The sequence below is a fragment of the Deinococcus phoenicis genome, assembly GCF_000599865.1.
GTDB lineage: Bacteria > Deinococcota > Deinococci > Deinococcales > Deinococcaceae > Deinococcus > Deinococcus phoenicis.
On sequence record NZ_JHAC01000025.1, the window covers coordinates 26,685 to 40,010 of the forward strand.

The following is a 13,326-nucleotide window of genomic DNA, read 5'->3' on the forward strand; positions in this document are numbered from 1 at the left end:
CCAGTCTAGCGCCGGAGCGGAGCGCCGCCAGTCCCTCCCCAGAAACGCGGTATCCGTCACAATAGGCGGACATGGACGCTTTCTGGCTGGCCGTCACGACCCTGGGACGTGACGAGGTATTCATCGTGGTGCTCGCGCTGTACACCTGGCTGGTGAACCCGCGCGGGGGCCGGAACCTGGGCAGCGCGTTCGCCCTCTCGTATCTGGTGAACAGCGCCCTGAAATACGGGTTCAATCTCCCCCGTCCCTTCAGCAGTGACCCGGCGGTGGCAAGTGAGGCGGCGCGGGCGACGGCGGGTGGCCCCGGTTTGCCCAGCGGCCACGCACAGATGGCCGCTACGCTCTGGGGGGGCATCGCGGCGCAGGTCGGGCGCAGGGGCATGTGGGCAGCCGCGCTGCTGCTGATCGCGTTGATCGCCGTCTCGCGGCTCGCGCTGCACGTCCACTACCCCAGCGACGTGATCGTGGGGCTGCTGCTGGGCGCGGCCTTTGCCTCGCTGGCGGCGAGTGGGTACTTTCCGCAGCAAGGCGCGCTGCGCTGGCTGGTGCCCGTCCTCCTGCTGGCCCTGGCCGCCTTCCTCCCGGCGGGCACGCCGCGCGAGTACGGGACGGGGCTGGGGTTGCTGGCGGGCTTCTGGTTCGCGCGGCCCGACTTTGCGCCGCCGCGTGACGTGGCAGGCCGCATCACCGTGGGGCTGCTGGGCCTGCTGATCGTGTTCGCCGTGTTCTTCGGGCTGGGGGCGCTGCCGCAGTCGGTCAAGGACATCGGGCTGGTGCGGGCGCTGCGGTATGCCGTGCTGGTGCTGGTGGCGGTGGAAGGGGTGCCGCTGTTGCTGCGGCGGTGGCTACCGAGGGCTTGAGGGGCGTCTGGGGCTGCGCAGCAGAGGGCAGGGGGAGTTCTTCGCTGGGTTCGGCAAGAGTTGTTCCCTGAGGCGGCGGGGTTGCCTGGAGCGGGAACGTATCCGGCCTCGATGCTGACGCGCCGAACGGCTCGGCGGCCACCGACGGACATGGAAAAGACAGGGGGGCGGGAGCTGTCCCACACGCTCCCGCCCGCCCCACTTACAGCACTCCGCCCCCTTACCCCTCCGCGCGCCGCGCTCGGTAGCGCCGGATCAAGGTATTTGTGCTGGAGTCGTGCTTCAGGTCCGGCTCGGTTCCCGGCTCCAGTTCCGGCACGATCTTTCCGGCCAGCACCTTGCCGAGTTCCACACCCCACTGGTCGAAGGAATTGATGTTCCAGATGGCCCCCTGCACGAAGACCTTGTGTTCGTAGAGGGCGATCAGCGCGCCCAGCGTGTGAGGCGTGAGGCGGTCGGCCAGCAGCGTGTTCGTCGGGCGGTTCCCCTCGAAGACGCGGTGGGGACTGAGGTCGGCATCGACCCCCTCGGCCTCCACCCGCTCGCGCGACTTGCCAAAGGCCAGGGCCTCGGTCTGCGCGAACACGTTCGCCATCAGCAGGTCGTGGTGGGGCGGGCCATCCGGCGTGACCAGGGGGTTGAGGGTCTGGCAGAAGCCCAGGAAATCGCAGGGAATCAGGGTGGTGCCCTGGTGGATCAGCTGGTAAAAGGCGTGCTGCCCGTTGGTGCCCGGCTGGCCCCACACGACCGGGCCGGTGTCGTAATCCACCATCTGCCCCTCCAGGGTGACGTGCTTGCCGTTGCTCTCCATGTCGAGCTGCTGGAGATAGGCCGGGAAAGAGGCGAGGTACTGGTCATAGGGCAGCACCGCGTGCGTCTGCGCGCCGAAAAAGTCGCGGTACCACACGCCCAGCACTGCCAGCAGCACGGGGAGATTCTGTTCGAGCGGCGCAGTGCGGAAATGCTCGTCCATCTCGTGAAAACCCGCCAGCATGTCGCGGAAGCCCGCCGGACCGATGGCGACCATCAGCGAGAGGCCGATGGCGCTGTCCATGCTGTAGCGCCCCCCCACCCAGTCCCAGAAGCCGAACATGTTCGCGGTGTCGATACCGAACCGCTCGACCTCGGCGGCGTTGGTGCTGACCGCCACGAAGTGCCGGGCGACGGCGGTGTTCTCGTCGGGCAGGTTGACCAGCCCCGCCAGCAGCCAGGCGCGCGCGCTTTTTGCGTTCGCCATCGTCTCCTGGGTGGTAAAGGTCTTGCTGGACACGATGAACAGCGTTTCCTCCGGGTCGAGGTCGCGGGTCTTCTCGACCAGATCGGTGCCGTCCACGTTGGACACGAAGCGCAGCGTCAGGCGGCGGTCGCTGTAGAACTTCAGCGCCTCATACGCCATCACCGGGCCGAGGTCCGACCCCCCGATGCCGATGTTCACGATGTTGCGGATGGGCCTGCCGGTCGCCCCCAGCCACGTCCCGCCGCGCACACGGTCGGCAAAAGCCCCCATGCGGTCCAGCACCTCCTGCACGTCGGGGACCACGTTCTGGCCGTCCACCATCACCGTCCCGCCACGTGGGGCGCGCAGGGCCGTGTGCAGCACCGCGCGGTTCTCGGTCAGGTTGATGCGCTCGCCCGCCAACATCGCGCCGCGCCGCGCTTCCACCCCCGTCTCGCGCACGAGTTGCAGCAGCAGGCGCAGGGTTTCGTCCGTCACGCGGTTCTTGGAGTAGTCGAGGTACAGGCCCGCGCCCTCGGCGCTCAGGCGCTCGCCGCGCCCCGGGTCCGCCGCGAACAGGTCGCGCAGGTGGGTGCCGCGCACCGCCTCGGCATGCGCTTTCAGGGCCTGCCAGGCGGGAAGCTGCGTCAGGCCGGGGCGCGGCGGGGAGGAAGGCTCGCTCATTTTCCGAGCATACCAGCGGCCCCGAACCTGCCCGGACGGCACCTCCAGGTATGAAGGGACCGAAAAGGCCCCCTTCACCTCGCAACTGTCAGGTGGGCGCGTTCCGAATCCCGGACCGCAGGGATGGAAACCGGGGGCTGCCCGCGCTTGAATGACAGCCGTACTGCTTCCCACTCCTGTCCCCTTCCCCGAAAGGAACGTCCGTCATGTCTACCCCTGCCCAGAGTTCAACAGCTCAGTCTCCAGCTGTCCCCTCCCGGACCGCTCAGCCCCTGCAAGACCGCGACGTGGTGATCGTCTCCGCCGTGCGGACGCCCATCGGCGCGATTCGCGGCGCGCTGTCCACCGTCCGCCCCGACGATCTGGCGGCCCTCGTGATCCGGGAGGCCGTGAGCCGGGCGGGGGTGCCCGCCGACCAGATCGAGGAGGTGATTCTGGGCTGCGCCAACCAGGCGGGCGAGGACAACCGCAACGTGGCGCGCATGGCGGCCCTGCTGGCCGGGTTGCCCGAGACGGTGGCCGGGCTGACGGTCAACCGGCTGTGTGCCTCGGGCCTCTCGGCGATCAACACGGCGGCGCGGGCGATTCGCAACGGCGACGGCGACGTGTACGTGGCGGGCGGCGTCGAGAGCATGACCCGCGCCCCGCTGGCAATGCCCAAAGGCGGGCAGGCGTTTGCGGGCGGCAACATCACCGTGTACGACACCACGCTGGGCTGGCGCTTTCCCAATCCCGCGCTGGAGGAACTCTTTCCCCTCGAAGCGATGGGCGAGACGGCCGAGAACATCGTGCAGCGCAGCCGCGAAGGGAACGTCGCCGGAGGCGAGATCACCCGCGAGGCCCAGGACGCCTTCGCGCTGGAGTCGCAGCGGCGGACGGTCGCGGCGCTCAACGCCGGCACCTTCCGGGAGGAGATCGTGCCGGTCGAGATCCGGGGCCGCAAGGGCGTGACGGTCTTCGACACCGACGAACATCCCCGCGCCCGGCGCGACGGCGACACGTTTGCCCTCGCCACCGACGAGGGGACGCTGGCCGGGTTGAAACCGGCCTTCCGCAAGGGGGGGACCGTCACGGCGGGCAACGCCTCGGGCCTCAACGACGGCGCGGCGGCCCTGGTGCTGATGAGCGCGAAAAAGGCCCGTGAACTGGGGATCAAACCCCTGGCCCGCTGGGTCGGGGCCGCCTCGGCGGGCGTGGACCCGCGCGTGATGGGCCTCGGCCCGGTTCCCGCCACCCGCAAACTGATGGAGCGCCTGGGGATGGACGTGCAGGACGTGGACCTGATCGAACTGAACGAGGCCTTTGCGGCGCAGGCCCTCGCCTGTATCCGCGAACTGGACCTGGACCCTGAAAAGGTCAACGTGAACGGCGGCGCGGTGGCGCTGGGGCATCCCCTCGGGATGAGCGGCGCGCGGCTGGTCACGACCCTCACGCACGAGCTGGGGCGGCGGGGGGCCAGGTACGGCCTCGCCACCCTCTGCGTCGGGGTCGGCCAGGGGGAAGCGGCCCTGATCGAGCGGGTGGAGGCATGAAGACCGTCCCCGTCCTCACCGCCCAGGCAGCGGCGGCCCTGGTGAAGTCGGGCGATACGCTGCTGGTCGGCGGCTTCGGCATGACCGGCAATCCCGTTCACCTGATGCACGCCCTGGCCGAACTTCCCACCCGCGACCTCACCTACGTCGCCAACAACGTCTCCGAACCCGGCCTGAGCGGGGGCCGCCTGCTGAGAAACGGGCAGATCAAAAAGGCCATCGGCTCCTACTTCACCTCCAACCCCGAAGCCGTGCGGGCCTACCAGGCCGGAGAACTGGACGTCGAGCTGCTGCCGCAGGGCACGTTGGCCGAGGCGGTGCGGGCCGGGGGCGCGGGGCTGGGAGGCTTCTACACCCCGACCGCTGCCGGAACGGTGATCGCTTCCGGGTCCGACGTGCGGACCCTGAATGGCCGGGAAATGGTGTTCGTGCCCGCACTGCGGGGTGACGTGGCCTTTATCCGCGCGTGGCGGGCCGACACGGCCGGGAACCTCCAGTACCGCCTGACCGAGCAGAACTTCAATCCCGGCATGGCGACCGCCGCCGACCTGGTGGTGGCCGAGGTCGAGGAGATCGTGGAGGTCGGAACGATTCCGCCCGAGCAGGTCCATACCCCCGGCCTGTACGTGGATTATCTGGTGCAGGCCACCCTGACCCCGGAAGACCTGGGCAGCAGCGCCAGCGTGAAGGGTGGGGCCAGGCGGGCGGACGAGGCGCGGATGCACATGGCCCGCCGCGCCCTGCGGGAACTGCGCCCCGGCGACGTGGTGAATCTGGGCATCGGCATTCCCACCCTGGTCGCGGACCTGATCACCCCGGAACACGGGGTCAACCTGCACACCGAGAACGGGATGCTGGGCGTCGGCCCGGCCCCCGAGGTGGGCGGCGCGATGGACTATCCCGTCAACGCGGGGAAGATTCCCGTCACGGCGCTGCCCGGCGCGAGTTACTTCGACTCCGCCGATTCCTTCGGGATGATCCGGGGCGGCCACGTGGACGTGGCGGTGATGGGCGGCCTTCAGGTGGACGAGGCAGGCAATCTGGCGAACTGGGCAGTGCCGGGCAAACCCCTGCTGGGCGTCGGGGGGGCGATGGACCTGGCGAGTGGGGCCAGACGCCTGATCGTGACCATGACCCACACCGACCCCGACGGCACGCCCAAGCTCGTGTCCAGTTGCACGCTGCCGCTGACCGCACGGGCCAAGGTTGATCTGGTCATCACCGACAGGGCCGTTTTCGAGTTCCAGGACGGCCAGCTCATTCTGACCGAACTCCTGCCCGGCGCGACGCTGGAAGAGGTCCGCGCCACCACCGGCGCACGCTTCACGGAGCGGCTGACGGTGCCCGTCTCGGGCTGAATGGGGCGGGAACGCGGAGGCTCCGCCTGGCCGCGTCCTCGCCCGTCCGGGTTAGTCCAGTCGAGGCTGGCCGGTGAGGTCCCGCGCCCCAGCGACCGGAACGACCACGCGGCTTTCCCCCACCCCCAGGGTCTCCCGCTCCACCCCCGGCGCAAGTGCGCCGTACAGCAGCAGACTGAAGCGGTCCTGCCAGTCGCGCAGCACCTCGCGCTGGTCGCGGTGGCCGCCGTGCAGCAGGGCCAGCAGGCAGGCGTCCACCAGCAGGGCGCTGAGCAAGTGGGTATCCACGCCGCCCCGCAGCGCGCCCCGGTCGCGCATGGCGAGCAACACGGGTTCGACCAGCGCCCCCAGGGTCAACGCAGTGCGGACGCCCTCGCCGGTGCCCTGCCGCGCGCCCAGCACCGCGTGTCCGACCGCCCCGACGAGGTGACGGTAACGCACCCCCAGATCGGCCATGCGGGCCGTCACGTGTCCCCACACCGCCTGCGGGGCCGCGCCCGCGTGCAGGTGGCGCACGGCCTCGTCATGGGTGTCGCGCACAGTGCGCTCGAAGTGGGCCAGCAGCATATGGACCTTGCTGGGGTAGTAGCGGTAGAGGTTGGTACGGCTCACGAAGGCAGCGCGGGCAATTTCCTGCGCGCTGGTCCCCTCCAGGCCACTGCGGGCAAACAACTCGAAAGCCGCGCGGGCGATGCGTTCGCGTCGGGCGTCGTCCTGTTCCTCGCGGTCCACCTTCACGCCCTCAGGGTAGCGCCGGGCGGCAGGTTCTCCCAGTCCCTTCCCTCACGGTTGGGCGGCGGTTGTCTTGACTGCGGCCCGGGCGGGCCAGCCCCCACTCGGGTCACCAGCGGCACCCGGGTCCAGTCTGAAACGGGCCTTTCTGCTACCCTGTCTCTACCTAACGAGCGTTTGGTTCCGTCCCTTCGGAGGTCCCTGCATGAAAACCAAGAATGAGTGGCTGCAAAGCGTCTACCAGCCCGCCACCCAGAAGTTTCCCGAGCGCAAATACAACTTCAAGAACCTGTCCGACATGGACCCGGAGCCGATCTACACGGCGGACGACCTGAAAGACTGGGACGCGGAGCGTGACCTGGGCTACCCCGGCGAGTTCCCCTACACGCGCGGCGTGCAAGCGAGCGTGTACCGCGGCAAGCTCTGGACCATGCGGATGTTCGCGGGCTTCGGCAGCGCCGAGCAGACCAACGAACGTTTCCACGCCCTGCTGAAGGCCGGCCAGACGGGCCTCTCGACCGCCTTCGACCTCCCCACCCTGATGGGTTACGACTCCGACCATCCCTTTTCCAAGGGCGAGGTCGGCAAATGCGGCGTGGCCGCGAGCAGCCTGGCGGACATGGAGATTCTGTTTCAGGGGATCGACCCGGAAAAGGTCACGACCTCCATGACCATCAACAGCCCCGCCAACGCGATCTGGGCCATGTACATCGCCAACGCGCAGAAGCAGGGCAAGGACCTGACGCGCGTAGGCGGCACCATCCAGAACGACATCCTCAAGGAATTCATCGCGCAGAAGGAGTTCATCTACCCGCCTTCGCCCAGTGTGAAACTGGTCATCGACACCTTCGAGTGGGGTCCCCGCGTGGTGCCCAGATGGAACTTCATCTCGGTCAGCGGCTACCACATCCGCGAGGCGGGCGCGACGGGCGTGCAGGAACTCGCCTTCACGCTGGCGGACGGCTTTCACTATGTGGAAAAGGCGCTGGAGCGGGGGCTGGACATCGACGAGTTCGCGCCGCGCATCTCCTTTTTCTGGGACATCCACAACGACTTTTTCGAGGAAATCGCCAAGATGCGCGCCGCCCGCCGCATCTGGGCGCGGCAGATGCGGGACCGCTACGGCGCGAAGAACCCCAAAAGCTGGATGCTGCGGACACACTCGCAGACCGCCGGGGTATCCTTGCCCGCCCAGCAACCGCTGAACAACATCGCCCGTGTGGCGATTCAGGCCCTCGCCGCCGTGCTGGGCGGTACCCAGAGCCTCCACACCGATTCCTTCGACGAGGCGCTGGCCCTGCCCACCGAGGAGGCCGCCACCATCGCGCTGCGGACCCAGCAGATCATCGCCTACGAGACGGGCGTGGCGGGCGTGATCGACCCCCTGGCGGGCAGCTACTACGTCGAGAAACTGACCGACGACATCGAGGCCGCCGCGATGGGCTACATCGAGCAGATCCGCCACATGGGCGGCGTGGAGGCCGGGATCGAGAACGGCTTTTTCCAGCTGGAGATGGCGGAGGCCGCCTACCGCTACCAGCGCGAGGTCGAGAAGAAAGACCGCATCATCGTGGGTGTCAACGAGTTCGTGCAGGACGCCGTCGAGGTGCCGATCCAGCTGATCGACCCCGAAGTCGAGCGCGTGCAGGAAGCCCGGCTGGCCCAGGTGCGCCGCGAGCGTGACCCCGTGCGGGCCGAGGCGGCCCTGACCGCCCTGCGCGACGCCGCCGTGACGGGGGCCAACACCATGCCCGCCTTCCTGGAGTGCGCGCACGCCTACACCACGCTGGGCGAGCAGATGGACACCCTGAAGCGCGTGTACGGGGAGTACGTGGAGCCGGTGCTGGTGTAACGGTTGTGGGATGTGGGTTGTAGGGAAAAGAGGAAGGTGGGCCATGCCAGTTCGGGCAGCCCACCTTCCTCTTTTCCTAATCCCCAACCCCTCTAACGCTTCAGAACGTATAGCTCTTGGGCACCACGGTCACGCCGCTCTCGGTGATGGTAAAGCCGCGCGCCAGGTCCTCTTCCGGGTTCAGACCGATCTTGGTGCCGGGGGGGATGGTCACGTCCTTGTCCACGATCACGCGGCGCAGGTGGGAATGTCGGCCGACCTCCACGTTGTCGAACAGCACGCAGCTCTCGACCAGCGAGTAGGAGTGGGTGCGGACATTGCGGCCCAGGACGCTGTCGCGCACGGTGCCGCCGCTGATGATGACGCCCCCGGCCATGATGGTGTTGAAGGCCTGACCCTTGCGGCCCTCGGCCTCGTGGACGAACTTGGCGGGCGGTGAAAATTCACTGCTGGTGCGCAGCGGCCACTCGGGGTTGTAGATGTCGAACTCGGGGTTCACGCTGACGAGGTCGAGGCTGGCCTCGAAGTAGGCGTCGAGCGTGCCGACATCGCGCCAGTACAGGTTCGGGCCGGTCTGTCCGGGCACGGGGTTGCGGTGAAAGTCGTAGGCCTGCACGTGGTATCCGTCGCTGAGGGCGCGGGGAATCACGTCGTGGCCGAAGTCGAAGCCTTCCTCGTTCCCGCTGATGCTGGTGTGCAGCAGTTCTTCCAGCGCGCGGCGGCTGAAGATGTAGTTGCCCATGCTGGTGAGGCTCAGGCCCTCCTGCCCCGGGATGCTGGGGGGGTCCTTGGGCTTTTCCAGAAAGTCCGTGATCTTCCAGCGGTCGTCCACGTGCATCACGCCGAACTGGTGCGCCTGGGACTGCGCCATCGGGTAGGCGGCGATCGTCACGTCAGCGCGGGCGTCGATATGCGCCTGAAGCATGTGTTCCACGTTCATCTTGTAGATATGGTCGCCGCTGAAGATCGCCACGTAATCGGCGTCGAAGTTGTCGATCAGGTGCATGTTCTGATAGACGGCGTCGGCGGTGCCCCGGTACCACACCGCGCCGAGTTCCTCGTAGCGGTACATCTGCGCGGGCACCAGCGTGATGAAGTAGTCCTGGAGGAAGGTACCGAAGCGCCAGCCGCGCTGGATATGCTCGGTCAGGCTCTGCGCCTTGTACTGCGTCAGCACGTAGATAGAAAAGACGCCGCTGTTGATGAAGTTGTTGATGGCAAAGTCGATGATGCGGTATTTGCTGCCGAAGGGCACGGCGGGCTTGCTGCGCTTGAGGGTCAATGGCGCGAGGCGGGACCCTTGCCCCCCCGCCAGAATCATGCCGAGAACGCGTGGCTTCATATGCTTCCCCCCTTGAGAGCCGCCGGGAGGCGGCATAACCGGGACCTGTCAGGGTCCGTGACCGAACGCCCCCTGGAGGATTCAGGCTCTGCGGGGGCGCAGTGGCGGTGGTGCTCAGGGTCCAGTGTAACGGGTCGGACGGGACCGCCCGAACCGCCCCCGAAGCGGCAGGCGGACTATGAAGAACAGATGGAGGCCGGCAAAAGCTCGCCGGGCAGCGCTGTTTCGACCGTCCAGCCTCCGTCCCCTCACCTCACGGCGCCGTGGAATCTGCCAGAAAGGCGGCCAATGTCCCGGCCACCTCATCTGCGGCCAGGGGAGCAGCGTCCAGCTGGGTCCTGGTCCAGGTCAGCTGCCTCTTGGCGTATTGCCGTGTGGCGAGCGTGATCCGCCGGGCGGCCTCCTCCGGCGCGAGGGTGCCCGCGTGGACCGCCAGCGCCTCCCGGTAACCGAGGGCCTGCCAGGCGGTCGGGCGCGGCGTCTGCTCGGGTGACACCTGCGCGGCGAGCCAGGCGGCCTCCTGCGGCCAGCCCTGGGCCAGCATGGCGTCCACACGGGCGGCGGTGCGGGCTTCCAGCTCGGGCCAGGGCCGCGTGAAGGCAAAGACGCGGGTGCGGAAGGCCGGAGGGCTGTACCCGAACTCGCCGGGAAACTTTCCGGTGCGGCGGTACACCTCCAGCGCCCGCACGACCCGGCGCGGGTTGCGTTCCAGGCGTGCGGCTTCGGCGGGCCGGGCGGCCTGCACCTCGGCCAGCAGGGCGTCCAGGCCCCGCGCGGCCAGGTCGGCTTCCACCTCGGCGCGCAGGCATGGGTCGGCAGGCGGCGTGAGCGGCAGCCCGCGCAACAGGGCCGAGAGGTAAAAGCCGGTCCCCCCCACCACCAGCGGCAGCCGGCCACGCGCCAGGACAGCCTTGATCGCGGTTTCCGCCTCACGGACGTAGCGGGCCACGTCGTAATCCTCCGTCACGTCGGCCACGTCGAGGAGGTGGTGCGGCACCTGCGCGCGTTCGGCGGGGGTCGGCTTGGCCGTGCCGATGTCCAGCCCCCGGTACACCGTGAAGGCATCTGCCGCGACCACTTCCAGCCCGAACTGCCGCGCCAGCCGCAGCGCCAGCGCCGTTTTGCCCGCCGCCGTCGGGGCCGTGAGGATGGGGACGCACGTCACAGGCGCGATTCTAGAGCCTTTGTCAAAAAGAGACCTTCTTTTTGACCGAGCGGGCGGGCAGGCGTCCTCAAGGGGAGGGCAGGCTTGCTCAAGCGAGTCCGTTCTGACCGACAGTCCGTTCTGCCCAAGACAGCGAGTGCAAGAGGGAGAGCGTTTGGGACTTGCAAAGCTGCGAAGCAGAGAATGGAACCGTTGGAGGCGCTTTCCCCAGGGCGGTGTAATTCGGACAAATGCTCTAGGGCGCCGCTCGGCCCAGCTCCAGACCGGGAGAACCTTCTTCCCTCCAGCCCGAAGCCGGGCCATTCGCCCCGGGCCGGGTGGTAGCGTATGGCCCATGAACGAGCCGGTTCTTGCCCGCCTCCAGCAGCTCATGACCCTCCGCGAGGAGGTCGAGACGCTCGGCCTGGGGGGTCCCTGGACACCGCCCGCCGACTGGGTGGATCAGGGCACCCACCTGCTGCTGCTGCTCGATGTCCCGGGCGTGGATGCCGGAACCCTGGAACTGCATGAGGAGGACGGCACCGTGACGGTCGCGGGCCGCCGCGAGGCTGCCGAACGCCTCCTGAGTGCCGAGCGCCCCACCGGAACCTTTACCCGGACCCTCACCTTCCCGGAAGTGGTCATTCCGCAAAGTGGTCAGGCCAGCCTGAACGCCGGGGTGCTGAGCGTCCGCTTCGAGAAACGCCGCCCGACCATCGACGTGAATGCGAGCGACGCGAACCGGGCCTGAGAGGCCTTCGGCGTTGTGTCTTCCCCTCCGTGCCGCCCGCACGGCGCAGTGACCGCAAAAAGCCCCACCCGGAGGTGGGGGCTGGGATGGTGGGCGGTGAGGGATTCGAACCCCCGACCCGTCGCGTGTAAAGCGAAAGCTCTCCCGCTGAGCTAACCGCCCCTGTCCCCGTGTCAGGACCACCCACGGGGGGCAGCCCGCCCATGCTAGTCGGACGGGCGCAGCCGGTCAAGCGGTCACAGGGTTTCCGTCCAACCGGTTAGCAAATCGGGAGTGTGCCGCCGTAAGAACGCCTTTCCTGAAAACCGTTTTTCCTGCTCCTCTGGTCGGGCCGAACCGTTAGGGTCACTGTCCAACCCGAATCCATCATCCGGATCAGACCGGATCGGGCGGGAACTGCACTCCACCGAGGCGCAGGTTCAGGTCGGCGGCCAGCGAGAGCAGCCGGCCGTCACCACCCGCCGGACCCGTGAGCAGCACACCGGTCGGCCCGCTTCCGTCTGCACCCGCGTCGTGCAGTCCGGTGGGCACCGTGACGCTGGGATAGCCGGCCTTCGCGCCCACGGCGTAGCCGTGCAGCCCCGGCCACAGCAGCGCGTCCAGGCCCAGGGCAAAGAGGGGGTCGAGGCCCCGCGTGCGCGTCTGGTCGAGGTCGCGGGCACGGGCTTCCTGGTAAGCCCGCTCGCTGAGGTCGCCGCGCGTGCCCTGGGCCGCGTACAGCAGCGTCTGCCCGTAGCGTTGGAGGCGTTCGGGGTCGGCATCGTTCGCCTCTATGATTTCCGCCAGACTGCGGGGGCCGTCCTGCACGCCCGAGAGATAGGCATTCAGGTCGTGCTTGAACTCGTAGACCAGCACGTCCAGCCGCCAGCCGCTGAGTTCGGGGGCGCTTTCGAGCGTCACGTCCTGCAACGTTGCGCCCGCCAGGGTCAAGGTGGCCTCGGCGCGGGACAGGGCGGCGCGTTCGGCCTCGCTGACGGGGCTGCCGGGCGGGTCGCGCAGCACGCCGATGTGGGCACCCGCGAGCGCGCCCGCTTGCAGGGTCAGGTCGGGAACGGGGAGGCGGCGGCTGGCGGGGTCGGCGTCCTCGGGTCCGGCCATCACGCCCAGCAGCAGGGCCGCGTCACGGACACTGCGGGTGATCGGCCCGGCGGTGTCCTGGCTGTGGCTGATCGGCACAACGCCCGTGCGCGGAATCAGGCCCACCGTCGGCTTCAGGCCGATCACGCCGCTCTGTTGCGCGGGACTCAGGATGCTGCCGCTGGTTTCCGTCCCGACCGCCGCCGCGCAGAGCCGGGCCGCCACAGCGGCGCCGCTGCCGCTGGAGCTGCCGCCCGTGTCCAGCCCCTCGCCCCAGGGGTTCACCGTCTGTCCACCCGCGCCGGAGTAGCCGTTGGGCATTCCCAGCGTCATGAAGTTGGCCCACTCGGTCAGGTTGGCCTTGCCCAGAATCACGGCCCCGGCGGCGCGCAGGCGGGCCACCAGCGGCGCGTCCTGCGTCGGCACATGCCGCGTCATCAGCAGGCTTCCGGCGGTCGTCGGCAGGCCCGCCACATCGATATTGTCCTTGATCAGCATGGGCACGCCGTGCAGCGGGCCGCGCTGGTTTTCGGGCAGGGTATCCAGGCGCTCGGCGTCGGCCTCCGCATCCTCGTTCACGGTAATCACGGCATGAAGACGGGGATTGTGGGTCCGCAGGCGGGCCAGATAAGCGCGGGTGACTTCCAGCGCCGTCAGGTCGCCCCGGCGCGTGGCGGCGCTGAGGGCGGCGGCGTCGAGGTCGAGGACGGGATCGGGTATCTGCGGAGAGGACACAGAGGCAGTCTAGGCCACATCTACCCCGCCTCCGGCCCGTCTG

Annotated in this window: 10 protein-coding genes and 1 tRNA gene; 5 read left to right on the top strand and 6 right to left on the bottom strand. The window is 68.7% G+C overall.

The features are described 5' to 3' along the window. The first annotated feature begins 71 nt into the window (after positions 1 to 71). Positions 72 to 860, top strand: a complete 789-nt coding sequence (locus DEIPH_RS07665) for a phosphatase PAP2 family protein (protein WP_034356366.1) — start codon at positions 72 to 74, stop codon at positions 858 to 860. 220 nt (positions 861 to 1,080) lie between these two features. Here DEIPH_RS07665 and pgi read toward each other — a convergent pair whose 3' ends face one another. Further along, positions 1,081 to 2,760: a glucose-6-phosphate isomerase gene (gene pgi / locus DEIPH_RS07670; protein WP_034356369.1), complete on the bottom strand. Its 1,680-nt coding sequence runs from the start codon at positions 2,758 to 2,760 to the stop codon at positions 1,081 to 1,083. 206 nt (positions 2,761 to 2,966) lie between these two features. On the opposite strand from pgi, the gene DEIPH_RS07675 reads away from it, so the two are divergent. Together DEIPH_RS07675 and DEIPH_RS19250 are read left to right on the top strand one after the other, a co-directional pair. Further along, a complete protein-coding gene (locus DEIPH_RS07675) occupies positions 2,967 to 4,292 on the top strand; it encodes a thiolase family protein (protein WP_081790837.1) in 1,326 nt (441 codons plus the stop codon). Beyond that, on the top strand, positions 4,289 to 5,650 hold the full coding sequence (locus DEIPH_RS19250) for a 3-oxoacid CoA-transferase (RefSeq protein ID WP_034356373.1): 1,362 nt from the start codon (positions 4,289 to 4,291) through the stop codon (positions 5,648 to 5,650). Before DEIPH_RS07675 ends, DEIPH_RS19250 begins: the two co-directional genes overlap by 4 nt. Before the next feature lie 51 nt (positions 5,651 to 5,701). Here DEIPH_RS19250 and DEIPH_RS07685 read toward each other — a convergent pair whose 3' ends face one another. Next, positions 5,702 to 6,388: a TetR/AcrR family transcriptional regulator gene (locus tag DEIPH_RS07685; protein ID WP_051517234.1), complete on the bottom strand. Its 687-nt coding sequence runs from the start codon at positions 6,386 to 6,388 to the stop codon at positions 5,702 to 5,704. A 199-nt stretch (positions 6,389 to 6,587) separates the two neighbouring features. On the opposite strand from DEIPH_RS07685, the gene DEIPH_RS07690 reads away from it, so the two are divergent. Then, positions 6,588 to 8,234, top strand: coding sequence for a methylmalonyl-CoA mutase family protein (locus DEIPH_RS07690; RefSeq protein WP_034356374.1), 1,647 nt, complete (start codon positions 6,588 to 6,590; stop codon positions 8,232 to 8,234). 100 nt (positions 8,235 to 8,334) lie between these two features. On the opposite strand, the gene glgC is transcribed toward DEIPH_RS07690, so the two are convergent. Next, a complete protein-coding gene (glgC, locus tag DEIPH_RS07695; protein ID WP_034356377.1) occupies positions 8,335 to 9,576 on the bottom strand; it encodes a glucose-1-phosphate adenylyltransferase in 1,242 nt (413 codons plus the stop codon). Between the two features lie 253 nt (positions 9,577 to 9,829). Continuing rightward, the gene (gene miaA / locus DEIPH_RS07700) at positions 9,830 to 10,741 is read right to left on the bottom strand and encodes a tRNA (adenosine(37)-N6)-dimethylallyltransferase MiaA (RefSeq protein ID WP_152544856.1); all 912 of its coding nucleotides are present in this window, start codon (positions 10,739 to 10,741) and stop codon (positions 9,830 to 9,832) included. Positions 10,742 to 11,075: 334 nt separating this feature from the next. Here miaA and DEIPH_RS07705 point away from each other — a divergent pair, with 334 nt between their 5' ends. Further along, complete coding sequence (locus DEIPH_RS07705) at positions 11,076 to 11,471, top strand: Hsp20/alpha crystallin family protein (RefSeq protein ID WP_034356380.1); 396 nt, start codon at positions 11,076 to 11,078, stop codon at positions 11,469 to 11,471. An 87-nt stretch (positions 11,472 to 11,558) separates the two neighbouring features. Here the strand turns inward: DEIPH_RS07705 and DEIPH_RS07710 are convergent. Then, positions 11,559 to 11,633: transfer RNA gene (locus tag DEIPH_RS07710), tRNA-Val, on the bottom strand. 213 nt (positions 11,634 to 11,846) lie between these two features. Beyond that, positions 11,847 to 13,283: an amidase family protein gene (locus DEIPH_RS07715; protein WP_235183193.1), complete on the bottom strand. Its 1,437-nt coding sequence runs from the start codon at positions 13,281 to 13,283 to the stop codon at positions 11,847 to 11,849. Positions 13,284 to 13,326: the final 43 nt, after the last annotated feature.